We start from the raw sequence: 26,315 nt of genomic DNA, 5'->3' as shown, positions 1-26,315 counted from the left end.
CGGCCCTCTTCGCGGGAGAGGGGCATCGGCGGCTCCATCGGAGCGGGCGGCGCCCACCTGATCACGTACCAAAGGACTCTGATGCGCATCAAGAACGTGAGCATCGTGCTCGCAGGCTCCGCCGTGACGGCCACCCTGGTCGCCTCTCCGGCCGGCGCAGCCACCTCCCCCCTGCCCAACCCCTCCGTCACCGCCGTCCTCAACGTGCAGAAGCAGGCCATGGCCAACGGGGCGCCCGGCGCCCTCACCCGCATCGACTCGGGCACCTCGAGCTACCGCATCTCGAGGGGACAGGCCGACACCGCCACTCACGCCGCGATGGACGCCGACCGCCGGTTCCGGGTCGGCAGTGTCAGCAAGAGCTTCACCACGGTGGTGCTCATGCAGCTGGCGGCCGAGGGACGTCTCGACCTCGACGCCTCGGCGAACACCTACCTCCCGAAGCCGCTGCCGGACGACCGCATCACCGTGCGGCACCTGCTCAGCCACCGCAGCGGTCTGTGGGACTACACCAACGACATGTTCTACTACACCGTTCCGGGCTTCGAGTCGGTGCGGAACAAGGTGTTCACCTACCAGGAGCTGATCGACCTGTCGACGGCCCACAAGGTGAACAACGAACCGGGAGCCGCCCACAGCTACTCCAACACCAACTTCGTCGTGCTGGGCCGGCTCATCGAGCACCTCACCGGTGTGCCGATGGCCACCCACTACCAGCAGCGCGTCTTCGAGCCGCTGAAGCTCAGGAACACCTCCTACGTGCACCCGGGGACCGCCATCTCCGATTCCCACGCACGTGGCTACCTGCGCCAGGACGACACCACGCTGCCGCTGGTCGACTCCACCGAACAGACCGTCTCCTGGGGACAGTCGGCCGGAGCGGTCATCTCCAACGCGGCCGACCTCAACCGCTTCTTCTCCTCCCTCGTCTCCGGCAAGCTCGTCCCCCAGGCGCAGCTGCAGCAGATGATGAGCATGGTTCCGGTCAACTCGGACGGCACCCAGTCCTACGGACTCGGCCTGCGCGGCCGCAAGCTCTCGTGCGGCGTGACGGTGTACGGCCACACAGGCACCGTCCAGGGCTACTACACGTACGCCTTCACCACGGCCGACGGCAAGCGCAGCATGACGTCCATGGCGAACACCTCCAACAATGGAACCGTGAACACCGTTCTCGGGGGCACACTGGAGGCCGCTTTCTGCGGCACCACCGTCGCCAAGGCCGACAAGTTCGCGCCCTCCGACGCGGAGGGGTTCACCGAGGACATCGCTCCTCAGGTGGTCCGCCACTGAGCGGCCCTGTCCTGACGGGTCGTCCGTGACAGGAGGCCGGTCACGCCGAAGCGCCCCCGCCCACCGGCTCTGCGGCCGTGCGCGGGGGCGCCTTCGCGGTCCCACCGAAGCGTGTGCGGGACCCCTGGCCCTGGGAACCGCCCCGATCCGGTCGGCCGTCGGAGAAACGGCTACTGAGGTCCCTTCTCGGAACGCTTCGTGCTCACGGACGAGACCTGCCCCTCCCGCATGATGCGCACCTTGTGCTCGCCACAGTTCAGGCACGTCAGCTCGGACAAGGGCGACGTCACGCGTACCCCGTCCGTCTTGTGAATGATGAAGTCGTGTCCTGCGGCGTCCGTGTGGTGCTCGATCTCGTACGCCTGCTCCCAGCCGTATCCGCAGTGCATACAGGCAAAGGCATAGGCCGCGTGCTCGACGCGGATACCCGCGTTCTCGCTCATGTGAGCTCCTCTGGGGGTTGAGAGAGGTGTGCCGTGACCGGCTCGTCACACTCACTAGGACCCGACAACCACCGTGTTTGTGACAACAGCGGCCCACTCCCCCTGCGCGCCGCGGCCCGACCGCCAGGGGCGTCGGTGGGTCAGGCGTTGAGCTGGTAGTCGGGGAAGTTGCCGGGGAGCCTTTCGCCCGGGTCGCCTTCGGTGACCGCCTTCACGAGCAGCTCGCCTCCGACGAACGCGCCGCGCCAGGAGGCGCCGAAGCCGCCGAACAGTTCCTCGCGGTCGCCGCGTGAGCGGGGCTTTCCGCGGCCCACCTTGAAGGCGCGGATCTGCGGCGACAGCCGCTCGTAGGTGTCCGGGTCGTCGGTGGAGAGGGTGGCGACGAGGGCTCCGTTGGAGGCGTTCATCGCGGCGAGCAGTTCCGCCTCGGTGTCGACGAGGACGATGGTGTCGACGGGTCCGAAGGGTTCGGCGTGGTGGAGCGGGGAGGACGGCGGCGGGCCCAGGAGGGTGACGGGCGCGACGTAGGCGCTGGTGTCCTGGCCGGGCAGGAAGTGACCGTCCGTGAGGGAGCCGCGGTGGAGCGGGACGGCGCCGCGGTCGATGGCCTCGGCGACCTGGTCGGTCAGCTCCTTGGCCTTCGCGGCGTTGATGAGGGGGCCGAAGTCCAGCTCGGGGAGCGGGTCGTCGGGGTGCTCGACGGCCAGGGGGTGGCCCAGGCGGATCGAGCGGACCGCGGGAAGGTAGGCGGCGAGGAAGTCGGCGAACGCGGTGCGCTGCACGACGAAGCGCGGGTAGGCGGTGCAGCGCTGCTTGCCGTAGTCGAAGAGCTTGGGGATGACGGCGGTCAGGGCGTCCCAGTCGGAGTAGTTCCAGATGCCCCAGGTGTTGAGGCCCTCCTGTTCGAGGATGTGGCGCTTGCCGAGGTCGGCCACCGCGGTGGCGATGCGGGCGCCGGTGTCGCGGCCGCCGACGAAGGAGACACAGCCGATCTCGGGGGCGCGGACGAGGGCTTCGGACAGTTCGCCGCCGCTGCCGCTGACCAGGGTGACGGGGATTCCCTCGCGGGCGGCGAGCGCGCAGGCGAGGGTGAGGCAGGACAGTCCGCCGTCGGTGGGTGCCTTGGCGATGACCGCGTTTCCGGCCAGTGCCTGGACGAGCATCGCGTGGACGAGGACGGACATCGGGTAGTTCCAGCTCGCGATGTTGGAGACGGGGCCGGCGAGAGGGGTGCGGCCGGCGAGCATCGTCTCGATGCCGTCGACGTACCAGCGCGCCCCGTCGATGGCCCGGTCGACGTCGGCCTGCGCGAGCCGCCAGGGCTTGCCGATCTCGTGGACGAGCAGCAGGGAGAGCAGTTCGCGATGCTCGGTGAGGGCGTCGAGGGTGGCGGCGACGCGGGCGCGGCGTTCGGGCAGCGGGATGTGGCGCCAGGCGCGGTGCTGGTCGAGCGAGGCGCGGACGGCCTGGTGGGCGGTGGCCGCGTCGAGGCGGGGCGGGCCGGCGATCGGGCCGCCGTCGACGGGGCTGGTGGCGGTGAGGGGGCGGCCGTCGGCCTGCCAGCGGCTGTCCCAGAGGTTGAGGACGCGGTCGTCGGTGAACGCCTCGGGGGCGATGGTCAGACAGCGCTGCCAGGCCTCGGCCCAGGAGGTGCCGGGCTTGGGGACGAGGGTGCGGGGATGGTTGAGGGGTGCTGCCATGGGTCTTCTCCGCTCTCGGTGCACAGTCGGGGCGGGAGGTCGAACGGCTCGTTCGGGGAGGAACGTGGTGAGCCCGGTACTACGAGCGTCACACAGCAGGGGCCGGGTGCGGGTGGTGTCACGCGGCGTCACCGGACGTGATGCTTCACCGGGCGAGATGGTCGCGTACCAGCTGTGCGGTCTCGCTGGGGGTGGAGCCGACGGTGACTCCGGCGGCTTCGAGTGCCGCCTTCTTGGCGTGCGCCGTGCCGGTGGAACCGGAGACGATGGCGCCGGCATGGCCCATGGTCCTGCCTTCCGGTGCCGTGAAGCCGGCGATGTATGCGATGACAGACTTTGAAATCTGTTCTCTGATAACTGTCGCCGCACGTTCCTCCGCGTCACCCCCGATCTCGCCGATCAGCACGATGAGCTCGGTGTCCGGATCGGCCTCGAAGGCGGCGAGGCAGTCGATGTGGCTCGTCCCGATGACGGGGTCGCCGCCGATGCCGACGGCCGAGGAGAAGCCGATGTCCCGCAGCTCGTGCATCAGTTGGTACGTGAGCGTGCCGGACTTGGAGACGAGTCCGATCACGCCCGGCGCGGGCGCGATGTCGGCGGGGATGATCCCTGCGTTGGACTGTCCAGGGCTGATCAGGCCGGGGCAGTTGGGCCCGATGACCCGTGTCCCGCGCGCTTTCGCGTACGCGGTGAAGGCGACGGCGTCGTGGACGGGCACGCCTTCGGTGATGACGACGGCGAGCCCGATGCCGGCGTCCACGGCCTCGGTGACGGCCGCCCCGGTGAACGCCGGCGGGACGAAGACGACGGTGGCGTCCGCTCCGGTGGCGTGGACGGCTTCGCGTACGGAGCCGAAGACGGGGACGGTGCGGTCGTCGAAGTCGACGCTGCGGCCCGCCTTGCGCGGGTTGACGCCGCCGACGATGTCGGTGCCGGCGGCGAGCATCCGGCGGGTGTGCTTCATGCCCTCGCCTCCGGTCATGCCCTGCACGAGGACCTTGCTGTCCTTGGTGAGATAGATGGCCATGTCCGGTCTCCTCACACTGCTGTGACGTCGGTGGCGAGGACGGCGGCCCGGCGGGCGGCGGCGTCCATCGTGGTGGCCTGCTGGACGAGCGGGTGGGCGCGGGCGTCGAGGATGGCGCGGCCGCGTGCGGCGTTGTTGCCGTCGAGGCGTACGACGAGGGGTTTGGTCAGTCGTACGGTGTCGAGGGCGGTGACGATGCCGTCGGCGACGGAGTCGCAGGCCGTGATGCCGCCGAAGACGTTGACGAGGACGCTCCGGACTCCGGGGTCGTCGAGGACGGTGGCCAGGGCGTCGGCCATGACCTGGGCGGATGCCCCTCCGCCGATGTCGAGGAAGTTCGCGGGCCGGGCGCCGCAGCCCGCGACGACGTCGAGGGTGGACATGACCAGTCCGGCGCCGTTGCCGATGATGCCGACTTCGCCGTCGAGGCGTACGTAGTTGAGGCCTTTGGCGGCCGCTGCGGCTTCCAGCGGGTCGTCGTGGGCGCCGGCGCGGTCGCCCCAGCGGGCCTGCCGGAAGCGGGCGTTGTCGTCGAGGGTGATTTTGCCGTCGAGGGCGAGGATGTCTCCCCCGGTGGTGCGGACGAGGGGGTTGACCTCGACGAGGAGGGCGTCCTCGTCGGTCAGGGCGCGCCAGAGGCGGTGGAGTACGGGTGCGGTGGCGGGTGGGAGGCCGGCGGCCGCGGCGATCTCGGCGGCCGTGGTTTCGCTGACGCCTGCGCGGGGGTCGACGGGGATGCGGGCGACGGCTTGGGGCCGGGTGGCGGCGACTTCCTCGATGTCCATGCCGCCTTCGGCGGAGGCGATGGCGAGGAAGTGGCCGGCGGCGCGGTCGAGGACGTAGGAGATGTAGTACTCGGCGTCGATGGCGGCGGGCCGGGCGAGCATGACCTTGCGCACCTGGTGGCCCTTGATGTCCATGCCGAGGATCTGGCGGGCGGTGAGTTCGGCGGCGGGCGGGTCGGCGGCGAGTTTGACGCCGCCTGCCTTGCCGCGGCCGCCGGTCTTGACCTGGGCCTTGACGATGACGCGGCCGCCGAGGCGTTCTGCGGCCGCGCGGGCTTCGCGGGCCGTGTCGGCGGTTTCGGCGTCGGGTACGGCGATGCCGTACTGCTGGAAGATCTCGCGTGCCTGGTACTCGTACAGATCCATGCCGGCTCCTGTCTAGGAAAGTGCCGCACGCCCCCTGGACACCACCCACCGGATGCGGGATAACAAGGTTCATACAGTATTCGTCGACTGTATGCAATCTGCTGGGAGGGCAGCCCGGAGCAGGTCGCACCGGCTCGGAGCACCCGACTCTCTCCCCTACGAAGGGACAGGACTTCGCCATGCCCGACGACAGCCAGGACCGTCAGCAGGACCTCATCTCCGGTGGGCATCTGGTCGCCAAGGCGCTCAAGGCCGAAGGGGTCGACGTCATCTACACCCTGTGCGGCGGTCACATCATCGACATCTACGACGGATGCGTGGACGAAGGCATCGAAGTCGTCGACGTACGCCACGAGCAGGTCGCGGCGCATGCAGCCGACGGCTACGCCCGGATCACCGGGAAGCCGGGCTGCGCCGTGGTCACGGCGGGGCCGGGGACCACGGACGCCGTCACCGGGGTGGCCAACGCCTTCCGGGCCGAGTCCCCCATGCTGCTGATCGGCGGTCAGGGCGCGCACACCCAGCACAAGATGGGGTCGCTGCAGGACCTGCCGCACGTCGACATGATGACGCCGATCACCAAGTTCGCCGCGACCGTCCCGGACACCGCGCGGGCGGCGGACATGGTCTCGATGGCGTTCCGCGAGTGCTACCACGGCGCTCCCGGACCGTCGTTCCTGGAGATCCCCCGTGATGTCCTGGACGCGAAGGTGCCGGTGGAGAAGGCGCGGGTGCCCGAGGCGGGGCGGTACCGGGCCTCGACGCGCTCGGCCGGCGATCCGGAGGCGGTGGAGAAGCTGGCGGATCTGCTGGTGCATGCGGAGAAGCCGGCGATCCTGCTGGGCAGTCAGGTGTGGACGACGCGGGCGACGGACGCGGCGGTCGAGTTCGTGCGGGCGCTCAATGTGCCCGCGTACATGAACGGCGCGGGGCGGGGCACGCTGCCGCCCGGGGATCCGCACCACTTCCAGCTGTCGCGGCGGTACGCGTTCGCCAACGCCGATGTGATCGTGATCGTCGGGACGCCGTTCGACTTCCGGATGGGGTACGGGAAGCGGCTGTCGCCGGCGGCGACGGTGGTGCAGATCGACCTGGACTACCGGACGGTCGGCAAGAACCGTGACGTCGATCTGGGGATCGTGGGTGACGCCGGGCGGATCCTGAAGTCCGTGGTCGAGTCGGTGTCCGGCCGTCTCAACGGCGGGTCGGTCAAGCGGAAGGCGTGGCTGGAGGAGCTCAGGACGGCGGAGCAGACGGCGCTCGAGAAGCGGCTGCCGCAGCTGAGGTCCGAGGCCTCCCCCATCCATCCGTACCGTCTCGTGAGCGAGATCAACGACTTCCTGACCGAGGATTCGATCTACATCGGCGACGGCGGCGACATCGTCACGTTCTCCGGGCAGGTCGTGCAGCCCAAGTCGCCCGGGCACTGGATGGACCCGGGTCCGCTGGGCACGCTCGGTGTCGGTGTTCCGTTCGTGCTGGCGGCGAAGCAGGCCCGGCCGGACAAGGAGGTCGTGGCCCTCTTCGGTGACGGCGCGTTCAGTCTCACCGGGTGGGACTTCGAGACGCTGGTCCGCTACAACCTCCCCTTCGTCGGGATCGTCGGCAACAACTCGTCGATGAATCAGATCCGTTACGGCCAGGCGCAGAAGTACGGCCTGGAGCGTGAGCGGGTCGGCAACACACTCGGGGACGTCCACTACGACGAGTTCGCGCGGATGCTGGGCGGTTACGGCGAGGAGGTCCGCGACCCGGCCGACATCGGGCCGGCGTTGCGGCGTGCGCGTGAGTCGGGGCTGCCGTCGCTGATCAACGTCTGGGTGGACCCGGACGCGTACGCCCCCGGGACCATGAACCAGACCATGTACAAGTGAGGAGCGCCGGCCATGAGCAAGGCTCTTGAGGGCATCCGTGTCCTCGACATGACACATGTCCAGTCCGGCCCTTCGGCGACGCAGCTTCTGGCGTGGCTGGGTGCGGACGTGGTGAAGCTGGAGGCGCCGGGCGGTGACATCACGCGCAGGCAGTTGCGTGATCTCCCCGACGTCGACTCGCTCTACTTCACGATGCTCAACTGCAACAAGCGGAGCATCACGCTCAACACCAAGTCCGAGCGCGGCAAGGAGCTGCTGACCGAGCTGATCCGGCGTTCCGATGTGCTGGTGGAGAACTTCGGGCCGGGTGCGGTGGACCGGATGGGGTTCACCTGGGAGCGCATCAGGGAGATCAATCCACGGATCGTCTATGCCTCCATCAAGGGGTTCGGTGAGGGCCCGTACACCAAGTTCAAGGCGTACGAGGTGGTGGCTCAGGCCATGGGCGGGTCGATGTCGACGACCGGCTTCGAGGACGGTCCGCCGCTGGCGACGGGTGCCCAGATCGGTGATTCGGGCACGGGGGTGCACGCGGTGGCGGGGATTCTCGCCGCGTTGTTCCAGCGGGAGTGCACCGGGCGCGGGCAGCGGGTCAATGTGGCCATGCAGCATGCCGTGCTCAACCTGTGCCGGGTGAAGTTGCGCGATCAGCAGCGGCTGGCCCATGGAGCCCTTGCCGAGTATCCCAACGAGGACTTCGGTGATGAGGTTCCCCGTTCGGGAAACGCCTCGGGTGGCGGTCAGCCGGGGTGGGCGGTGCGGTGTGCTCCGGGTGGTCCGAACGACTACGTGTACGTGATCGTGCAGCCGGTGGGGTGGGAGCCGCTGTCGCGGCTGATCGGCCGGCCGGAGCTCGCGGACGATCCCGAGTGGGCGACGCCGGAGGCGCGGCTTCCGAAGCTGGGGAAGATGTTCCAGCTGATCGAGGAGTGGTCGTCGACGCTCGCGAAGTGGGAGGTGCTGGAGCGGCTCAACGCCCACAACATCCCGTGCGGGCCGATCCTGTCGACGAAGGAGATCATCGAGGACGCGTCGCTGGTGGCGAACGAGATGGTCGTGGAGGTGGCGCATCCGGAGCGTGGTTCGTTCACGACGGTCGGCTCGCCGCTGAAGCTGTCGGACTCTCCGGTGGATGTGGTCCGTTCGCCGCTGCTGGGTGAGCACAACGCCGAGGTGTACGTGGGTGAGCTGGGGCTCGGGGACGAGGAGTTGCGGCTGCTGAGGACGGGCGGGGTGATCTAGTGACGTACGACGTCGACAAGGATGCGGTGCGGGCGCTGCTCGCCGCGGTGCGTGCGGAGGGCCGGACGGCGCTGACGGCGCCGGAGGGCAAGACGCTGGCCGATGCCTATGGGATCGCTGTTCCGGGTGAGGCGCTGGCGCGGGACGTGGAAGAGGCGGTGGTGTTCGCCGACCGGCTGGGCGGGAAGGTCGTTCTGAAGATCGTCTCGCCGGATGTGCTGCACAAGACGGATGCGGGCGGTGTGGTCGTCGGGGTGGAGGGCGCCGCGGAGGTGCGTGCCGCGTTCCGCCGGATCGTCGAGAGCGTGCGGGCGTACGCGCCGGGCGCGCGGATCGACGGTGTGCAGGTGCAGCAGTTGCTGCCGCCGGGCCAGGAGGTCATCGTCGGCGCGGTCACGGATCCGACGTTCGGGAAGGTGGTGGCGTTCGGTCTCGGTGGTGTGCTGGTCGAGGTGCTGAAGGACGTCACGTTCCGGCTGGCGCCGGTGAGTGCGGACGAGGCGGCGTCGATGCTGGACTCGATCGGGGCGGCGGAGGTGCTGCGGGGGGTGCGGGGTGCGCCGCCGGTGGACCGGTGGGCGCTGGCGGAGCAGATCAGGCGGGTGTCGCGGCTGGTGGACGATTTCCCGGAGATCGCGGAGGTCGATCTCAATCCGGTGATCGCGACGCCGGACGGGGCGATGGCGGCGGACATCCGGGTGATCCTGTCGGAGGGGGCGCGCAAGGAGCGGCGCAGGTACGGCCGTGAGGAGATCCTGCGGTCGATGCGCCGGCTGATGGAGCCGCGGTCGGTGGCGGTGATCGGTGCGTCGAACGAGCAGGGCAAGATCGGGAATTCGGTGATGCGGAACCTGGTCGACGGTGGTTTCGCCGGGGAGATTCATCCGGTGAATCCCCGGGCCGATGACATTCTGGGCCGCAAGGCGTACAAGAGTGTCACCGACGTTCCCGGTGAGGTGGATGTGGCGGTCTTCGCGATTCCCGCCCGGTTCGTGGCCTCGGCGCTCGAGGAGGTGGGGCGCAAGGGGATTCCGAACGCGGTGCTGATCCCTTCGGGTTTCGCCGAGACGGGTGAGCAGGCGCTGCAGGACGAGATCGTGGCCATCGCGGAGCGGCACGGGGTGCGGCTGCTGGGGCCGAACATCTACGGTTACTACTCGACGTGGCAGGACCTGTGTGCCACGTTCTGCACGCCGTACGACGTGAAGGGCCCGGTGGCGTTGACGTCGCAGTCGGGCGGGATCGGTATGGCGATCCTGGGTTTCGCGCGGACGACGCGTACGGGTGTGTCGGCGATCGTCGGGCTCGGGAACAAGTCCGACATCGATGAGGACGATCTGCTGACGTGGTTCGCCGAGGATCCCCGTACGGAGTGCATCGCGATGCATCTGGAGGATCTGAAGGACGGTCGCGCCTTTGTGGAGGCGGCGCGTGCGACGGTGCCGAAGAAGCCGGTGGTGGTGCTGAAGGCGGGTCGTACGAGTGCGGGGGCGCGGGCGGCGGGTTCGCATACGGGCGCGCTGGCCGGTGATGACGCCGTGTACGACGACATTCTGCGGCAGGCCGGTGTGATCCGGGCGCCGGGTCTGGGCGAGATGCTGGAGTTCGCGCGGGCGCTTCCGGTGCTGCCGGCGCCCCGGGGCGACAATGTCGTGATCATCACGGGTGCGGGTGGTTCCGGTGTGCTGCTGTCGGACGCGATCGTCGACAACGGCCTTTCCCTGATGGAGATTCCGGAGGATCTGGACGCGGCGTTCCGGGCGTTCATCCCGCCTTTCGGGGCCGCGGGCAATCCGATCGACATCACGGGTGGTGAGCCGCCGTCGACGTACGAGGCGACGATCCGGCTGGGGATGGAGGATCCGCGGATTCACGCGCTGGTGCTGGGTTACTGGCACACGATCGTCACTCCCCCGATGGTGTTCGCGGAGCTGACGGCCCGGGTGGTGGAGGAGTTCCGGGCGCGGGGCGTCGAGAAGCCGGTGGTGGCGTCGCTGGCCGGCGATGTGGAGGTCGAGGAGGCGTGCGCGTATCTCTTCGAGCGGGGCGTGGTGGCGTATCCGTACACGACGGAGAAGCCGGTCGCGGTGCTGGGCGCGAAGTACGCGTGGGCGCGGGCGGCGGGTTTGCTGCCGGGTGGTGGTCGATGAGCTGAGTGACGGTACGGCCCACGGGGCCCGTGGCTTTCCGCTTGCCGCGGGCTCCGGCACGAAGAGTACGGACAGGGGGCGCTGGCCTGGCTTCTTCGACGCGAAGGGTTCGATCGACATGGCGACGACAGACATCTCCACGCCCGTCCCTTACAGGGAGGTGACGGACGCCAACGGCCGGGTGTACCGCATCGGTGAGTCCGATGTCGACATCATGGGCCGCAAACGCAAGTGGATGGTCATTCTGCCGTGGGTCGGCATGATGGGCATCAGTTCGGCGGAGTACGCGTTCGCGTCCGCCGAGGAGACTCTGCACACGGCGCATCAGTGGAGCAACCAGCACATTTTCTGGATGCTCGGGGTGTGGGTGTTCTTCCAGGCGGCGGTGGCTTTCCCGGCGGGCAAGCTGCGGGAGAGCGGGAAGCTGCCGGCGCGTTGGGCGATGATGCTGGGTGCTGTGGGCACCTTGCTGGGTTATCTGTCGCTCGCGTTCGCGCCGCACGTGGTGGTGGCGTACGTCGGTTTCGGCATGTTCAGCGGTATGGGCGCGGGCATGGTGTACGCGACGTGCGTGAACATGGTCGGCAAGTGGTATCCGGAGCGCAAGGGCGGCAAGACCGGTTTCGTCAACGGTGGTTTCGCCTATGGTTCGGTGCCGTTCGTGTTCATCTTCACCGGCTTTATGGATCTGACGAACTTCCGTTGGGTGCTGGTGTCGGTGGGTGTGTTCCTGGCGGGCGTGGTGGCCGTTTCCGGTCACTTCTTCCAGGACCCGCCGAAGAACTGGTGGCCGGCCGAGGTGGATCCGCTGCGGAAGCCGGACGATCCGCGGGCGCGGCGGGCGCTGGAGAAGAATCCGCCGGCGGTGAAGCAGTACACGCCGACGGAGGCCTGGCGTACGGGCCGGGTGGCGTTGATGTGGTTCTGTCTGCTGTGCACCTCGGGTGTGAACATCTTCGGTATCGCGTTCCAGGTGCCGTTCGGTGACGAGGCGGGGTTCGCGGGCGGGATCGTGGCGACGGCGATGTCGCTGAAGGCGATCGTGAACGGCACGGGACGGGGTGTGATCGGCTGGCTGTCGGACCGGTACGGCCGTAAGCAGTGCCTGATCTTCGTGTGTGTGGTGCTGGGGTTGTCCCAGTACGGCATTCTGTGGTCGGGCAGCATCAGCAATCTGCCGTTGTTCCTGTTGTTCTCCAGCATTTCCGGATTCGGCGGCGGCGCGATCTTCCCGATGTTCGCGGCGATGACGGCGGACTACTTCGGTGAGAACAACAACGCGTCGAACTACGGGCTGGTGTACAGCTCGAAGCTGGTGTCCGGGCTGCTGGGGTCGGGCATGGGGGCCGTGGTGGTGGGCGCGTGGGGTTATGAGGGCGCGTTCGTCCTGGCCGGGTCGATCTCGTTGTTCGCCGGTGTGGTGGCGTTGTTCCTTCATGCGCCGGGGCGGCCGCGGGCCCGCCGTATTCAGGCGAACCCGCAGCCGATCAGCCGTGATGTGGTCTAGCAGTCCTTTTCCCGGAGCGAGTGGAGGTGTGCGCTCGACTTCCGGGCGAAGGTGAACGACTCGACGGGGTTGTCGTGCTCGGCCTGCCAGTGGTGGTCGAGGCGGCCCCCGCGGGTGCGGGTCACGGCCGAGATGAACCGCTTGTAGTCGATGTCTCCGTCCCCGACGTCCACCATTCGGTAGCCGTCGCGGGCGGAGTCGTCGTGTTCGCCGTCCTTGACGTGGAAGAGCGGGTAGCGGTCGGGCTGCTTGAGGACGTAGCGCAGCGGGTCGAAGGGGGCCGGGGTGCCGTCGACGCGCTTGGAGAAGCGGAACTGGCCGGCGTAGGCCCAGTAGATGTCCATCTCCAGGTACACGAGGTCGGGATCGGTCTCGGCGAGGAGTACGTCGTAGAGCCGTACGTCGGGCCTGTCGGTGGCGAAGGAGAATTCCTCGGCGTGGTTGTGCTGGTAGAACTTCATGCCGCGGGCCCTGGCGGCGGCGCCGTACTGGTTGAACTCCTCGGCGCAGCGCTTCCAGCCGTCGACGGTGGCGCCGTAGCGCCAGGGTCCTGATGCGGTGCCGATGTGCTTGAGGCCGAGGGCCTGGGCGTCGTCGAGGACCTTGTCGAGGTTCTGGGCGAAGGTGTACGCGTTCGGGTCACCGTCGTTGTAGTAGCCGACGTGGCTGCCGATGGCGCGCAGTCCGTGGTCGCGGGTGAGGCGGCGCAGCTGCTCCAGGGTGATGGCTCCGGCGGAGCCCTGGGTGTAGCCGGCGTACTCGACCTCGTCGTAGCCGTACTTCTCGAGTTCGGCGAAGACGGCGGCGAAGCCGAGGGTGGAGACCTTGTCGCGCAGTGAGTAGAGCTGGATGCCGAGGCGGCCGGGGGGCAGGACGGGGCGGCCGTGGCCCTTGCCGTGGGCGGCGGCGGTGGGGGCGGTGGCGCCGAGGAGGGCTGCGGCGCTCGCTCCGGCGGCGACGCCGAGCATGCCGCGTCTGGTGAGCTTGCGGCTGAGCTCGGGATCGGTGTGCTTGCTCGTGCGGCTCATGGTGGATAACTCCTCGTTGTCAGTGGAGTGTGCTTCAGTGGAGTCCGGCGAGGTGAAGGAGCAGGGACTTCACATCGGTGGCCGCGACGCGGCCTGTTACGGCGCGGGGGGTGGAGCACAGAATGAGCGGACCTTCGTCATCGCTCGTGGGGAGGCGGCCATGGCTGCCGCGAATAGGTGAGGGGTCGAGCGGTACGACCGCCATGCGGTAGCGCATGCCGAGTTTCTTGCGGGCGAGGGCCGTTGCGGCCTTGACGCGGACGTAGGGGTCTTCGGGGTCCATGAACAGTTCGACGGGGTCGTAGCCGGGTTTGCGGTGGATCTCGACGAGCTGGGCGAAGTCGGGTGCCTTGGTGTCGTCGAGCCAGTAGTAGTACGTGAACCAGGCGTCGGGGTCGGCGACGGCGACGAGTTCGCCGGAGCGCGGATGGTCGAGGCCGTGGGTCTTCTTGCCTTCGTCGTCGAGGAGTTCGGCGATGCCGGCGAGTCCGCTGAGGGCTTCGCGGGTGGCGTCGAGGTCCTCGGGGCGGCGTACGTAGACATGCGCGAGCTGGTGGTCGGCGACGGCGAAGGCGCGCGATGCCATCGCGTCGAGGTATTCCATGCCGTCCTGGGTGTGGACTTCGAGGAGCCCTGCGCGCCGTAGTTCGCGGTTGATGTCGATGTGCCGGCTGACGCGGGTGATGCCGTATTCGGAGAGGGCGACGACGGTGCGGCCTTCGCCGGCGGCGTCGTCGAGGAGGGGGGCCATGGCCGTGTCGAGGTCGGCGGCCGCCCGGTGGGAGCGGGGGTCGTCGGGGCCGTACCGCTGGAGGTCGTAGTCGAGGTGCGGGAGGTAGCAGAGCGCGAGATCGGGGGTGCGGGTGCGCAGGATGTGGCGGGTGGCGTCGATGATCCAGCGGCTGGAGACGATGTCGGCTCCGGGTCCCCAGAAGTGGAAGAGGGGGAAGGTGCCGAATCTGTCGGTGAGTTCGTCGTGGAGGGCGGGCGGCCGGGTGTAGCAGTCGGGTTCCTTGCGGCCGTCGGCGTAGTAGACGGGGCGGGGGGTGACGGTGATGTCGGTGTCGGCGCCCATGGCGTACCACCAGCAGATGTTGGCGACGGTGTAGCCGGGGTGGGCGCGGCGGGCGGCGTCCCAGAGTTTGTCGCCGGCGACGAGTCCGTTGTGCTGCCGCCACAGCAGGACGTCGCCGAGTTCGCGGAAGTACCAGCCGTTGCCGACGATGCCGTGTTCGGAGGGGAGGGTGCCGGTGAGGAACGTCGACTGGGCCGCGCAGGTGACGGCGGGCAGCACGGTCCCGAGCGGGGCCTGTGAGCCGGCGGCGGCAAGGCGTTTCAGGTGAGGCATGTGGTTCAGCAGCTGGGGGGTGAGTCCGACGACGTCCAGGACGAGAAGGGGGGTGGGGCGTGCGGTGTCGGCGGGGGTGGTGTCGCTCATGGCAGTTCCTTGAGGCCGAGGTCGGTGAGCAGGTCACGGGCGAGGGTGAGTTCGGCGGCGATTCCGTCGGCGAGTTGGGCGCGGCTGCGGGGGCGCAGCTCCTCGGGGAGTGCCTGCCAGGTGTACGTCTCGACCTCGAGATGGCGGGTGAGCGGGGTGGGGCCGCCGACGAGGCGGGCCAGGGTGTCGCACAGCACGGGGAGGGTGGAGGTGAGCGGCGGGGCGGGCGGCGCGTGCAGGGGGACGTGGAAGTGGGCGCGCCAGGGGGTGGCGTCGGGGAGGGTGTCGGCGGCGAGGGCCTCGTGGAGGTCGTCGGTGCCGCGCAGTCCGGCGGCGGTGGGCGGCTGTCCCGGGCGGCGGGCCCGGGGCAGGGTGCGGGTCTGGTGGAGGAAGCGGGGTTCGGCGAAGGCGGCGAGGGCGTCGCGTACGTCGGGGAGATGGGGGTGTTCTGCGTGCAGGGCGGCGGAGAGCTGCGCTTTGGGGATGGTGATGCCCGCGGTGGTGAGGGCGTGGATCGCGGGTCCGGGTTCTTCGAAGGAGGTGGCGAGGTGGCAGGTGTCGATGCAGATGCCGATGCGGGGGCTCGCTATGGCGGCGAGGGGGCGGATGGCGTCGGCGGTGGTCTCGACGACGCAGCCCGGTTCGGGTTCGAGGGCGATCCGGATGGATTTGCCGGTGAGTTCCTCGAGTGCGTCGAGACGTTCGGCGAGGGTGGTCAGTGCGGTGTGGGCGGTGGTGGCGGCGTGTTCGTCGTAGCGGGTGCGCCAGGCCAGCGGGAGGGTGGAGACGGACCCTTCGGTGACATCGTCGGGCAGCAGTGCGGCGAGGAGACGGGCCAGGTCTCCGGTGTGGGCGAGGCGTTCCGGTTCGGCCCAGTCGGGCCGGTAGACGCGGTACTTGACCTCGTCGGCGCCGAAGCCTTCGTACGGGAAGCCGTTGAGGGTGACGACCTCCAGTCCGCGGCGGTCGAGTTCGGCGCGCAGGCCGCGCAGTGCCGCCGGGTCGGTGACCAGGGCCCGGGCAGCTGCCCTGGCGAGCCACAGGCCGATGCCGAGCCGGTCACGGCCGAGGCGTTTGCGGACGGGTTCGCAGTGGTCGCGGAGCTGGGCGAGGACACCGTCGAGGGTTTCGGCGGGATGGACGTTGGTGCAGTAGGACAGGTGCACCGTGGTGCCGTCGGGGTGGCGGAAGCGCATGGGTCTCGCCTCCTCATTCTCCGCCGCGGAGGATGGAGTTGCCCTCGTGCAGGGCCTCGGGGGCCGGGACGTCGAGCTGGAGGCGGCCGCTCTGCCCGTAGAAGGCGACGGGGTTGCGCCACAGCACCCGGTCGACGTCGTCGTCGGTGAATCCGGCGGCGAGCATGGCGTCGGCGGTCCTGCGGGTCTTCAGCGGGTCGCTCTTGCCCCAGTCTGCGGCCGAGTTGACCAGGACACGCTCCAGTCCGTGGTTCTTGAGGATGGCGACCATGCGGTCCTCGTCCATCTTGGTGTCGGGGTAGATGGAGAACCCGAGCCAGCAGCCGCTGTCGGCGGCGTCCTTCACCGTCGTCTCGTTGAGGTGGTCGAGGAGGACCCGTTCGGGGGCGAGTGCGGACTCGCGGACGGCGTCGATGGTGCGGTGCAGGCCGGCGAGTTTGTCGCGGTGCGGGGTGTGGACGAGTGCGGGCAGTCCGTGGTCGGCGGCGAGCTGGAGCTGGGCGGCGAGGGCGGTGTCCTCGGCCGGCGTCATGGAGTCGTAGCCGATCTCGCCGACGGCGACGACGTTGTCCTTGACGAGGTAGCGGGGCAGTGCGTCGAGGACGGGGGTGCAGCGGGGGTCGTTGGCCTCTTTCGGGTTGAGGGCGATGGTGCAGTGGTGGGCGATGCCGTACTGGGCGGCGCGGAAGGGTTCCCAGCCGAGGAGGGAGTCGAAGTAGTCGAAGAAGGAGGCGGGTGAGGTGCGGGGCTGGCCGAGCCAGAAGGAGGGTTCGACGAGGGCGCGGACACCCGCGGCGTACATCGCCTGGTAGTCGTCCGTGGTGCGGGAGGTCATGTGGATGTGGGGGTCGAAGATACGCATCAGGACTCCTCCGTGGGGGACGTCAGGGCGAGGACGCGGTGGAGGTCGGCGGGGACGGGGCGGCCGGCGGCGGTGCGTTCCGCGGCGTAGTCGGCGAGCATCCGGGCGAGTTCGGTGTCGCCGTGGGCGCGGCGTTCGAGGCCGTCGGCGGTGTCGAGGGGCACCCCGGTGAACAGGCACTTCAGGACGGCGTGACGCCAGGAGTGCGCGGGGAGGTGCTCGGCGGCGTAGGGGCCGACGGCGGCGGCGACGAGCCGGGTGTCGTTGGTGCGCAGGGCGTCCTCGACGAGGGGGAGGCCGGCGGCGGGGTCGGGTGCGAGATGGGGCAGGGCGAGGAGGACGGCGCGGCGTTCGGCGGCGGTGCCCTGCTGGTAGAGGCGGGTGAGGGTCGGGGCGTCCGCGTGGGCTTCGCGGAGGAGGTGGGTGCGTACGGAGTCGGCGTGGTCCTGGCCGCAGTGGCGGCCGGCGGTGGCGAAGCGCAGCTCCCAGACGGGGGCGCAGTGGGCGGCTTCGGCGAGGGCTTCGTGGAGCCAGGCCCGGGCGGCGCCGTCGAGCCGGGTGTCGAGTTCCTCGCGGGTCAGGATCGCCATGCGGGTGCTCCGTTCGTGGGCGTGTGGGAGCGGAGGAACTCGATGGAGGCACGGGCGAGTTCGGGGCCTGCGTGGGAGTGGCGGGGCAGTTCGACGACGGTCAGCCCCTGGTAGCCGGTGGCGGCGAGGGCGTCGAGGACGGGCGGGAAGTCGATCTCGCCGTCGCCGAAGGGGAGGTGTTCGTGGACGCCGCGACGCATGTCCTCGATCTGGACGTGCCGTAGCCAGGGCGCGGCCTGTTTGACGCACTCGGCGGGGGTTGCCGGTTCCAGGCACTGGCAGTGGCCGATGTCGAGGGTGAGCCCGAGGGGTTCGGGGTCGCCGAGGAGGGAGCGGAGGTGGTGGAAGTCGTCGAGGGTGGCGAGGAGATGGCCGGGTTCGGGTTCGACGGCGAGAGGGACACGGGCCGTGGCGGCGGCGTCGAGGACGGGCGTGAGGGCGGCTGCGAGGCGCTGCCAGGCGGTGTCGGGCGAGGTGGCGTCCGGGGTGATGCCGCTGAAGCAGTGCACGGCGTGGGCGCCGAGGTCCGCGGCGACCTGCACGGCGCGCAGGAGGAGCGCGGTGCGGGCGGCGCGGGCCTCCGGGTCCGGATCGAGGAGGGACGGGCCGTGCTTGCGGCGCGGGTCGAGGACATAGCGGGCGCCGGTCTCGACGGTGACCTCGAGCCCCAGGTCGGCGAGGCGGCCCGCGAGACGGCGGGTGCGGGGGCCGAGGTCGGGGGCGAGGGGGTCGAGGTGCATGTGGTCGAGGGTGAGGCCGACGCCGTCGTAGCCGAGGTCGGCGAGGAGGACGAGGGCGTCGTCGAGACGGAGGTCGGTGAGGCCGTTGGTTCCGTAGCCGAGGCGCAGGCTCATGTGGGGCTCACCTTCCGGGCGAGGCGGCGGGCGACGGGGATGAGGCCCAGGACCGCGAGTCCGGTGCCGGTCGCTCCGGCGCGGGCGGCGAGTGCGGCCTGCAGCGGGATCATGGCGCGGATCCCCGCGCCGACGGCGCGCTGGGTCAGGGGCGGGGAGGGGTTGAGGGCGGCGTGCAGGAGGGGGGTGAGGGCGGTGCGGACGTAGAGGGCGGTGGTGAGGGCGGCGACGACGGGCCCGGCGGGGTGCGCGGAGTGCGCGGGGTGCGCTCCCCCGGTTCCGCGCGGTGCGGGGTGCGTCGGGGGCAGGGACCGGGCCCTGACCGCGCCAAGGGCCGCGGGCCGGGTGTGCTGCCCGGGGCGTGCGGGTGTCGTTGCCGGGTCGGTCGCGCGCCACGGTGAGCGGTGGGCGGTGGCGTCGCGGGCGGTGATCGCGGCGATGGCGAGGGTCGTCGCCATCGCCGCGAGGGGGGCCTTGGTGGAGCCACCTTGGGTTTCGTTGCGCGACACCGATGTCACGGCGTAGGTGTGGGCGCCGAGCAGGGCCGCGTGGGGCAGCGCGCTGCGAAAGGCACGCGGCTGGCTGGCCGTTGCGCCGAGGAGGAGGTCCAGGGTGCGGGCCGAGGCCATCGCGGCGGGGCCGGCCGGGGTGTGCTTCAGGTGGACGTCGTACGCCCAGACGGCCGCCGCCAGAGCCGTGGCGACGGCCAGGGGGGCACGGCCCGCGCGGGCGGCCAGGGCCAGCCCGGCCGCGGTGAGCGCGCCCGCCGCGCTCAGGGCCGCGGCGGGGCTGATCCGCCCCGACGGGATGGGACGGTGCGGGCGGTCGACGGCGTCCTCGTCGCGGTCGGCCCAGTCGTTGAGGGCCATGCCGGCTTCGTAGAGGCACAGGGAGGAACCGATGGCGAGGACGGTTCGGCGATTGGGGCGCACTCCCGCGCAGGCCGCGCCCGCGAGAGCGTCGCCGGGAACGGTGAACAGGGCGGAGACGCGCAGGAGTTCCGCCCACGCCCTGAGCCGCCCTCCGCCTGAAGGAGCCGTGCGGGACATCGCACCCCCCGTCCGCGCGACCGCGGGCGGGGATACGGGGAGGCGCCCCGTGGCCGTGGACACGGGCTCGGACTCGGCGCCCGACGGCGCGTCCCCGGCGGAGCCACGAGCCGCCCCCGCCCCCGGTCCCGCCGGCGCCGTGGCGCCCGCCGGACCCGCCGGACTTGCCGTCCGCGCGGCCGCAGGCCGGGATGCGGAGGCAGGCCCCGTTGCCGTGGCCGTGGACACGGGCTCGGGCTCGGCCCCCGACGGCGCGTCCCCGGCGGAGCCACGAGCCGCCCCCGCCCCCGGTCCCGCCGGTGCCGTGGCACCCGCCGGTCCCACCGGAACCGCGCCGCTTGCCGTCCGCCCGGACGCGGCCGTGGGCGTGGGGTCCTCGGTGGGGGGCCCGGGCACGCCCCCCGGTGTCGTGCCCGGGCGGTCGTCGGCGGTCACGGTCGCCGGTGAGGGCTCCGTGGTCCGCGGTCGGGGGATCCCCCGGGGGGTCCAGGCCTCACCGCAGCCGTCGGCGCCGTCCCCGCCCGTGGGCGCGGGGTCCGGCCGGCCGGCGGGCGACAGGTGGGCCGCGGCGGAGCGCAGGAGGCCCAGGAGGGCCAGGGCGCACAGCACGCCGGGGGTGGCCCGGCGCAGGACGGCCGGGGTCATCGGGGGTCCCGGAGGCGGTCCGCGAAGGCGAGCAGGGTCGCGTACTGGTCGGCGAGGGCCGGCGGGGCTCCCGGATCGGGGTCCTTGAAGTAGAAGGCGAGTTCCGGAAGGGGACCGGCGAGTCCGGCTTCGTGGGCGCGGGCGGCGAGCCGGGCGAGGTCGAGGACGAGGGGGGCGGCGAGGGCGGAGTCGCAGCCCTGCCAGGTGGTCTGCAGGACCATGCGGGTGCCGAGGAAGCCGTCGAAGGCGATGTGGTCCCAGGCGGTCTTCCAGTCGCCGAGGGCCGGGACGTCGTCGATGTGGACCTCGCCCTCGGGTGCGGTGCCGAGGGTGTCGGCGAGGACACGTTCCTTGCCGGCGTTCTTCGCGGCGGCGGCCGCCGGGTCGGCCAGCGCCGCCCCGTCCCCGCCGCCCAGCAGGTTGGTGCCGGACCATGCCCGTACGGACAGGGCGCGTTGCACGAACATGGGGGCGAGTACGGAGCGGAGCAGCGTCTGGCCTGTCTTGCCGTCCCGGCCGGCGTGGGGAAGTCCGCGGGCGGAGGCGGCGTCGGTGAGGGCCGCGGTGCGCAGTCCGGTGGAGGGGGTGAAGTTGACATAGGGGCAGCCGGCTTCGATCGCGGCGGCCGCGTAGAGGGAGCTGGCGGGCAGCCGTGCGGAGTCCGGGCCGGGGGCGGGCTCGGTGGAGGCGACGTTGACGACGACGGCCCGGGCCAGGTCGTGGCGCTGGACGAAGGCGGTGATGTCGGCGGCGAAGGCCGCGATCAGTTCCTCGTCCGTGCGGGTGTCGCCGGGGAGGGGGCCGCCGGTGCGGATCTCCTCGTCCGCCGCGGCGAGTTCGGTGCGCACGGCCGTCGGCAGGCCGTGCGGGAGGACGCCGCCCGCCGCGAGGTGTTCGGCTCGTTTGGGCAGGGGGCAGGCGGCGGTGTCGTGGCCGCCGAAGACCAGGGATGACAACGATGGCAGACCGGCCGCGGCGAACGGCTCGGATTCCGTCACCATGCCCGTCGCCGGGTGCAGTCCGGCGGTGACCGCCGCGCATCCGGCGACCGCGGTGGTGGCGACGGAGCCGCGGGCTCCGATCAGCCAGACCCCGGTGCGGCGTTCCTCGGTGTTCGTCACGGGCGTCATGGGCGTCACGGGCGTCACGGGCGTCACGGGCTGCCTCCCTGGCTCGCTGTGGTGGGGCGGCGGGCGGGGGTACGGCGTCTCCCCGCCCGCCGCCGGCTTGTGGGTCCGGCAGGGGCCGCCCTATGAGGACGAGGGCAGTTCCCTGAGCTGGATGTTGCGGAAGGACACCTGGTCGTCGGCGCCGTGGTTCTGGATGCCGACGTAGCCGTCCTTGAGGCTGCGGACCGGGTCGGTGTTGGTGAAGTCGTTGATCTTCACGCCGTTGAGGAAGACCTGGAGCCGCTCACCCTGGACCTTGATCTCGTAGCTGTTCCACTGGCCCGGGGGCCGCAGCACCCGGTCGCGGGCCTTGAGGTCGGCCGACTTGAAGCCGTAGACGGCGCCGGTGGTGCGGTCGGCGGCGTCGGTGGCGTCGATCTGCACCTCGTAGCCGTTGTTCACGGCGGACCAAGGGTCGTCGGAGGCCGGGAAGCCGACGAAGATCCCGGAGTTGTCGTCGCCCGCCATCTTCCAGTCGAGCTTGAGCGAGTACGACTTCAGTTCCTTGGCCTGGTACCAGAGCATGCCCATGCCGCCCTCGGAGCGCAGTTCACCGTCGACGACGTTGAACTTTCCGGGCCCGGCCTGCTTCCAGCCTTCCAGGGTCTGTCCGTTGAACAGGTCCCGGTAGCCGGTGGCCGGCTTGCAGTCGGCGTTGACCTGCCCGGAGGTGTAGCGCAGTCCGCCGAGCAGATGCTGGCGGAAGGCCGGTTCGGCGTAGGACTCCTTGGTGTGTCCGCCGCCGGTGTAGAAGGCGCGGCCGCCCTGGTAGGTCTGGCACCAGGCGATCGGGTGGTCGCCCTTCATGGTGCCGCCCTGATAGGTGGTCTCGTCGAGGGTGGCGAGGACGCGGGCCTGGCCGCGGGGGTTGCTGCGGTAGTTGTACCACTCGTCGGTGCGCTCCCAGGCCGCGTCGAGGTGGGAGGTCGCCGGGTGGTCGTGGTCCTCGACCCGGACGGTGGCCTTCTGGATCTGCGGGTGGGAGTGGAAGTAGGCGCCGACGAGTCCGCCGTAGAAGGGCCAGTCGTACTCGGTGTCGGCGGCCGCGTGGACGCCCATGTAGCCGCCGCCGGTGGCGACGTAGTTCTCGAACGCCTTCTGCTGTTCGGCGTTCAGGACGTCACCGGTGGTCGACAGGAACACCACGGCGTCGTAGCGGGCGAGGTTGCTGGTGGTGAACTGGGCCGGTTCCTCGGTGGCGTCGACCGTGATGTTGCTGCCGGCGCCGAGTTCCTTCAGGGCCGCCACACCGGCCGGGATGGAGTCGTGGCGGAAGCCCGCCGTCCTGGAGAAGACGAGGACCCGCTTGGCGCTGCGGTCGACGGGTGTGTTGGTGAGCTCGAAGTCGTCGACGTCGTAGAGCGCTCCGGCCCCGCCCTTGAAGACCAGGAACAGCTCGGTGGTCTTCTTCGGTACGGCGCGCAGCGGGACGTCGACGTCCTGGAAGGTCTCCCAGCCGCCGGTCACGGGGACGGGCGCCGAGCCGAGCAGGGTTCCGTTGGCAGAGCCGGTGCGGACCTCGAGGAAGCCGCCGGCACCGCCGGAGGAGATACGGGCGGTCAGCTTGGTGGAGCCGCTGAGGTTGTAGGGCTTGAAGGAGATCCAGTCTCCGTCGTCGATGTCGCCCACGGTCTTTCCTCCGTTGGCGGGCGCCTTGTCGTAGACCTTGACGCCGGACGAGCCGGTGTAGTGCTCGGCCTGCCGGTGGCGCGGCTGGAGCTGTGCCTGGTCGTGGCCGGTGAGGGGGGCCTGGCCGCCGCCTCCGCCGTCGGTGTACTCGGCGTCGAAGACCCCGAAGATGTTCGCGTTCGGGTCGTGGCCGCCGTCGGCGGACGTCTTGATGGTGCCGGTGCAGCCGTTGGCGGAGGTCACGGGGTGGCCGTGGCTGTCGTGGCCGAGGATGTAGGTGACCTTGACCTTGGCGCAGTCGACGGTGCCGTCCTCGGGGTCGGTGGCGGTCACCTTGAACGGGATCTCGTCACCGAAGTCGAACAGGGTTCCCTCGGCGGGGAGTTCCAGGGTCACCTTGGGCGCGGTGTTGCCGACGACGACCTGGACGCTGGCGGAGCCGGTGCGTCCGGTGGGGTCCTTCGCGGTGACGGTCGCGGTGTAGGTGCCGTTCTTGCGGTAGGTGTACGCCGGGTTCGCGGCCGTGGAGGTGCCGCCGTCGCCGAAGTCCCAGCTGTAGGTGAGGGCGTCGCCGTCGGCGTCGGTCGTGCCGGCGGAGGAGAAGGCGACCTTCAGCGGTGCCTTGCCGGAGGTCTTGTTCGCACCGGCCTCGGCGACCGGTGAGCGGCCTCCGGTGGCGTTCTCGATGCGGTACAGCGCGGAGTGCTCGTCGCCGCCGAACCAGGCGGTGCCGTAGTCGAGGACGTAGAGCGCGCCGTCCGGGCCGAAGCTCATGTCCATGATCTGCGTCCCGGTCCAGGGGACGTCGTTGATGGACTGGACGGCGCCGTCGGAGCCGTGCTCGATGCGCTTGATCCAGCGGCGGCCGAACTCGCCGGCGAAGAAGTCGCCGTCGTAGGCCTCGGGGAACTTCACCGGGGAGTCGAGGGCCGGGTCGTAGTGGTAGACGGGCCCGCCCATCGGGGACTCGGAGCCGGTGCCGAACTCGGGTACGGAGCCGCCGTCGTAGGGGATCCAGGCCGGCTCGGCGGGCGGCAGCTCGGTGAGGCCGGTGTTGTGCGGCGAGTCGTTCTTCGGGGCCGCGCAGTCGAAGGTCTCCCCCGACACCTTCGTGGCGAAGTCGTAGTCGACGAAGGGGTCGTTGTCGCCGGTGCAGAACGGCCAGCCGAAGTTGCCGGGCTTGGTGACCCGGGCGAACTCGACCTGTCCGGCCGGTCCGCGCTTGGGGTCGGCCGCGCCGGCGTCGGGCCCGTAGTCGCCTACGTACAGCACTCCGGTCTTCTTGTCGACGCTGAACCGGAACGGGTTGCGGAAGCCCATCGCGTAGATCTCGGGCCGGGTCTTGTCGGTGCCCGGGGCGAAGAGGTTGCCGTCGGGGACGGTGTAGGAGCCGTCGTCGGCGACCTTGATACGGAGGATCTTTCCGCGGAGGTCGTTGGTGTTGCCGGAGGTGCGGCGGGCGTCGTAGGCCGGGTTGCGGCCGGCCCGCTCGTCGATGGGGGTGAAGCCGTCGGAGGCGAACGGGTTGGAATCGTCACCGGTCGACAGGTACAGGTTGCCCTGCGCGTCGAAGTCGATGTCTCCGCCGACGTGGCAGCAGATGCCGCGGGTGGCGGGGATGTCGATGACCTTCTTCTCGCTGGCGTTGTCGAGGGTGCCGTCGGCCTTGAGGACGAAGCGGGAGAGCCTGTTGACGCCGTCGTACTTGGCGAAGTCGGCGGCGGTGCCGTCGTTGGGGGCGTCGCCCGCGGGGGTGTCCAGCGGGGGCGCGTAGTAGAGGTAGATCGCCCGGTTCTCGCTGAAACCGGGGTCGATGCCGACGCCCTGGAGGCCTTCCTCGTCGTGCGCGTAGACGGGGATGGTGCCGACGACGCGGGTGTTGCCGGCCGCGTCGGTCGAGCGCAGTTCGCCGTCGCGCGAGGTGTGCAGCACACTGCGGTCGGGCAGGACGGCGAGCGACATGGGTTCGCCGACCTCGGGCTCTCCCTTGGCGAGGGTGACCTGCTGGAACTCCTCGGCCGCCGCGGCCGGTTCCGCGTCGTGCGCGGGGGTCAGGGCGCCGACGGGGGCGGCGAGGGCGAGCGACGTCGCGGCGAGGAGGCCGCCGGTGAGGAGCGCGAGTCCCTTTCTGATGCGTACTCGCTGTGCTCCGGGCCGTTTTCTGTGCACGTGTGTCCTCCGGAAATAGCGGTCGTACGGGCGGGTGCTGCTGCCGTGCGGAAGGTCCGGGGACCGGCGTGCGCCGTCACGCTGGTCGGGTCAGTGGTCGTGGTCGGGGAGTATGTTTCGGGGCTATGTCCTGTACACCTCAGGGACGGTAGCCGGGTTCATCCTGGACCGAAAGCCCTTGCACGGCAGGGAAGTTGAACTTTCTCCCGTGGCAGGACAAAGCTGTGTCCGGGCACGCCGGACCGCCCGGTGGCGGCTGCCGCCACCGGGCTCGGACCTGCGGGATCGGGCTAGTCGCCGCCTCCGAAGGCCGCGTCGAACGACGCCGACGGCGGATCGAAGTCGTACCTCTTGAGCGTGGCAAGCGCTTCCGGCGCACCGGTCAGCCGGTCCATGCCGGCGTCCTCCCACTCCACCGACACGGGACCGTCGTATCCGATCGAGCGGAGCATGCGGAACACGTCCTCCCACGGCACGTCACCGTGCCCGGCCGAGACGAAGTCCCAGCCCCGGCGCGGATCGCCCCACGGAAGGTGCGAGCCGAGCCGGCCGTTGCGGCCGTCGAGCCGCTTGCGCGCCTCCTTGCAGTCGACGTGGTAGATCCGGTCCCGGAAGTCGTAGAGGAAGCCGACCGGGTCGAGGTCCTGCCAGACGAAGTGGCTCGGGTCGAAGTTCAGCCCGAACGCCGGCCGGTGGCCGAGGGCCTCCAGCGCGCGGTGCGTGGTCCAGTAGTCGTAGGCGATCTCGCTGGGATGGACCTCGTGGGCGAAGCGCACACCCTCCGCGTCGAAGACGTCGAGGATCGGGTTCCACCGCTCGGCGAAGTCCTCGTAGCCCCGCTCGATCATCCGCTCCGGCACCGGGGGGAACATGGCGACGAGATGCCAGATCGAGGAGCCGGTGAAGCCGATGACGGTGCGCACCCCGAAGGCGGCCGCGGCCCGCGCGGTGTCCTGCAGCTCGCACGCGGCCCGCTGCCGTACGCCCTCGGGCTCGCCGTCGCCCCAGATCCTCGCGGGCACGATGGCCTGGTGCCGCTCGTCGATCGGGTTGTCGCAGACGGCCTGGCCGACGAGGTGGTTGGAGATCGCCCAGCACTTCAGCCCGTACTTGTCGAGCAGCGCCCGCCGCCCGTCCAGGTACGAGGGGTCGGCGAGGGCCTTGTCGACCTCGAAATGGTCACCCCAGCAGGCGAGTTCCAGCCCGTCGTAGCCGAAGTCACGGGCGAGCCGGCAGACCTCCTCCAGCGGCAGATCGGCCCACTGGCCGGTGAAGAGAGTGAAGGGACGTGGCACGTCG

Annotated in this window: 18 protein-coding genes and 1 pseudogene; 5 read left to right on the top strand and 14 right to left on the bottom strand. The window is 70.5% G+C overall.

What is annotated here, in order from left to right:
* Positions 1-81: 81 nt before the first annotated feature.
* The gene (locus tag OG766_RS30480) at positions 82-1,293 is read left to right on the top strand and encodes a serine hydrolase domain-containing protein (RefSeq protein WP_328726663.1); all 1,212 of its coding nucleotides are present in this window, start codon (positions 82-84) and stop codon (positions 1,291-1,293) included.
* Between the two features lie 203 nt (positions 1,294-1,496).
* On the opposite strand, the pseudogene OG766_RS30475 reads toward OG766_RS30480, so the two are convergent.
* From OG766_RS30475 to sucC, 4 genes and pseudogenes are all read right to left on the bottom strand, one after another.
* A pseudogene (locus tag OG766_RS30475) lies at positions 1,497-1,736 on the bottom strand (hypothetical protein); the annotation flags it as partial.
* Positions 1,737-1,876: 140 nt separating this feature from the next.
* On the bottom strand, positions 1,877-3,436 hold the full coding sequence (locus OG766_RS30470; protein ID WP_328726662.1) for an aldehyde dehydrogenase family protein: 1,560 nt from the start codon (positions 3,434-3,436) through the stop codon (positions 1,877-1,879).
* 145 nt (positions 3,437-3,581) lie between these two features.
* The gene (sucD, locus tag OG766_RS30465; protein ID WP_328726661.1) at positions 3,582-4,463 is read right to left on the bottom strand and encodes a succinate--CoA ligase subunit alpha; all 882 of its coding nucleotides are present in this window, start codon (positions 4,461-4,463) and stop codon (positions 3,582-3,584) included.
* 11 nt (positions 4,464-4,474) lie between these two features.
* Positions 4,475-5,614, bottom strand: a complete 1,140-nt coding sequence (sucC, locus tag OG766_RS30460) for an ADP-forming succinate--CoA ligase subunit beta (protein WP_266386454.1) — start codon at positions 5,612-5,614, stop codon at positions 4,475-4,477.
* Between the two features lie 179 nt (positions 5,615-5,793).
* Between sucC and OG766_RS30455 the strand changes: the two genes are divergently transcribed.
* From OG766_RS30455 to OG766_RS30440, 4 genes are all read left to right on the top strand, one after another.
* A complete protein-coding gene (locus OG766_RS30455) occupies positions 5,794-7,488 on the top strand; it encodes a thiamine pyrophosphate-binding protein (RefSeq protein ID WP_266386457.1) in 1,695 nt (564 codons plus the stop codon).
* Positions 7,489-7,500: 12 nt separating this feature from the next.
* On the top strand, positions 7,501-8,730 hold the full coding sequence (frc, locus tag OG766_RS30450) for a formyl-CoA transferase (protein WP_266386460.1): 1,230 nt from the start codon (positions 7,501-7,503) through the stop codon (positions 8,728-8,730).
* Positions 8,730-10,880, top strand: a complete 2,151-nt coding sequence (locus OG766_RS30445; RefSeq protein WP_266386463.1) for an acetate--CoA ligase family protein — start codon at positions 8,730-8,732, stop codon at positions 10,878-10,880. Before frc ends, OG766_RS30445 begins: the two co-directional genes overlap by 1 nt.
* A 118-nt stretch (positions 10,881-10,998) precedes the next feature.
* A complete protein-coding gene (locus tag OG766_RS30440; protein ID WP_328727547.1) occupies positions 10,999-12,387 on the top strand; it encodes an OFA family MFS transporter in 1,389 nt (462 codons plus the stop codon).
* Here OG766_RS30440 and OG766_RS30435 read toward each other — a convergent pair.
* The 10 genes from OG766_RS30435 to OG766_RS30390 all read right to left on the bottom strand — a co-directional run bounded on the left by OG766_RS30435 (position 12,384) and on the right by OG766_RS30390 (position 26,311).
* Positions 12,384-13,415, bottom strand: coding sequence for a sugar phosphate isomerase/epimerase family protein (locus OG766_RS30435; RefSeq protein WP_266386466.1), 1,032 nt, complete (start codon positions 13,413-13,415; stop codon positions 12,384-12,386). The two genes, OG766_RS30440 and OG766_RS30435, sit on opposite strands and share 4 nt — an antisense overlap.
* A gap of 34 nt (positions 13,416-13,449) precedes the next feature.
* A complete protein-coding gene (locus tag OG766_RS30430) occupies positions 13,450-14,853 on the bottom strand; it encodes a nucleotide pyrophosphatase/phosphodiesterase family protein (RefSeq protein WP_328726660.1) in 1,404 nt (467 codons plus the stop codon).
* A complete protein-coding gene (gene eboE / locus OG766_RS30425) occupies positions 14,850-16,049 on the bottom strand; it encodes a metabolite traffic protein EboE (protein WP_328726659.1) in 1,200 nt (399 codons plus the stop codon). Before eboE ends, OG766_RS30430 begins: the two co-directional genes overlap by 4 nt.
* A 13-nt stretch (positions 16,050-16,062) precedes the next feature.
* Positions 16,063-16,911: a TatD family hydrolase gene (locus tag OG766_RS30420; RefSeq protein ID WP_266386474.1), complete on the bottom strand. Its 849-nt coding sequence runs from the start codon at positions 16,909-16,911 to the stop codon at positions 16,063-16,065.
* The gene (locus tag OG766_RS30415) at positions 16,911-17,501 is read right to left on the bottom strand and encodes an EboA domain-containing protein (protein WP_328726658.1); all 591 of its coding nucleotides are present in this window, start codon (positions 17,499-17,501) and stop codon (positions 16,911-16,913) included. The genes OG766_RS30420 and OG766_RS30415 overlap by 1 nt, the downstream gene beginning before the upstream one ends.
* Complete coding sequence (locus OG766_RS30410; RefSeq protein ID WP_266386482.1) at positions 17,489-18,355, bottom strand: sugar phosphate isomerase/epimerase family protein; 867 nt, start codon at positions 18,353-18,355, stop codon at positions 17,489-17,491. The genes OG766_RS30415 and OG766_RS30410 overlap by 13 nt, the downstream gene beginning before the upstream one ends.
* Positions 18,352-19,404, bottom strand: a complete 1,053-nt coding sequence (locus OG766_RS30405; protein ID WP_266386485.1) for an SCO3242 family prenyltransferase — start codon at positions 19,402-19,404, stop codon at positions 18,352-18,354. Before OG766_RS30405 ends, OG766_RS30410 begins: the two co-directional genes overlap by 4 nt.
* A gap of 641 nt (positions 19,405-20,045) precedes the next feature.
* Positions 20,046-21,179, bottom strand: a complete 1,134-nt coding sequence (locus OG766_RS30400) for an inositol-3-phosphate synthase (protein WP_266388718.1) — start codon at positions 21,177-21,179, stop codon at positions 20,046-20,048.
* A 120-nt stretch (positions 21,180-21,299) separates the two neighbouring features.
* Positions 21,300-25,016: a ThuA domain-containing protein gene (locus OG766_RS30395; protein WP_328726657.1), complete on the bottom strand. Its 3,717-nt coding sequence runs from the start codon at positions 25,014-25,016 to the stop codon at positions 21,300-21,302.
* Positions 25,017-25,306: 290 nt separating this feature from the next.
* Positions 25,307-26,311, bottom strand: coding sequence for a sugar phosphate isomerase/epimerase family protein (locus OG766_RS30390; RefSeq protein WP_328726656.1), 1,005 nt, complete (start codon positions 26,309-26,311; stop codon positions 25,307-25,309).
* Positions 26,312-26,315: the final 4 nt, after the last annotated feature.

The organism is Streptomyces sp. NBC_00259 (assembly GCF_036181745.1).
Classification (GTDB): domain Bacteria; phylum Actinomycetota; class Actinomycetes; order Streptomycetales; family Streptomycetaceae; genus Streptomyces; species Streptomyces pratisoli.
Note: the sequence above shows the minus strand (reverse complement) of the source record. Positions and strands in the feature narration are given on the sequence as shown.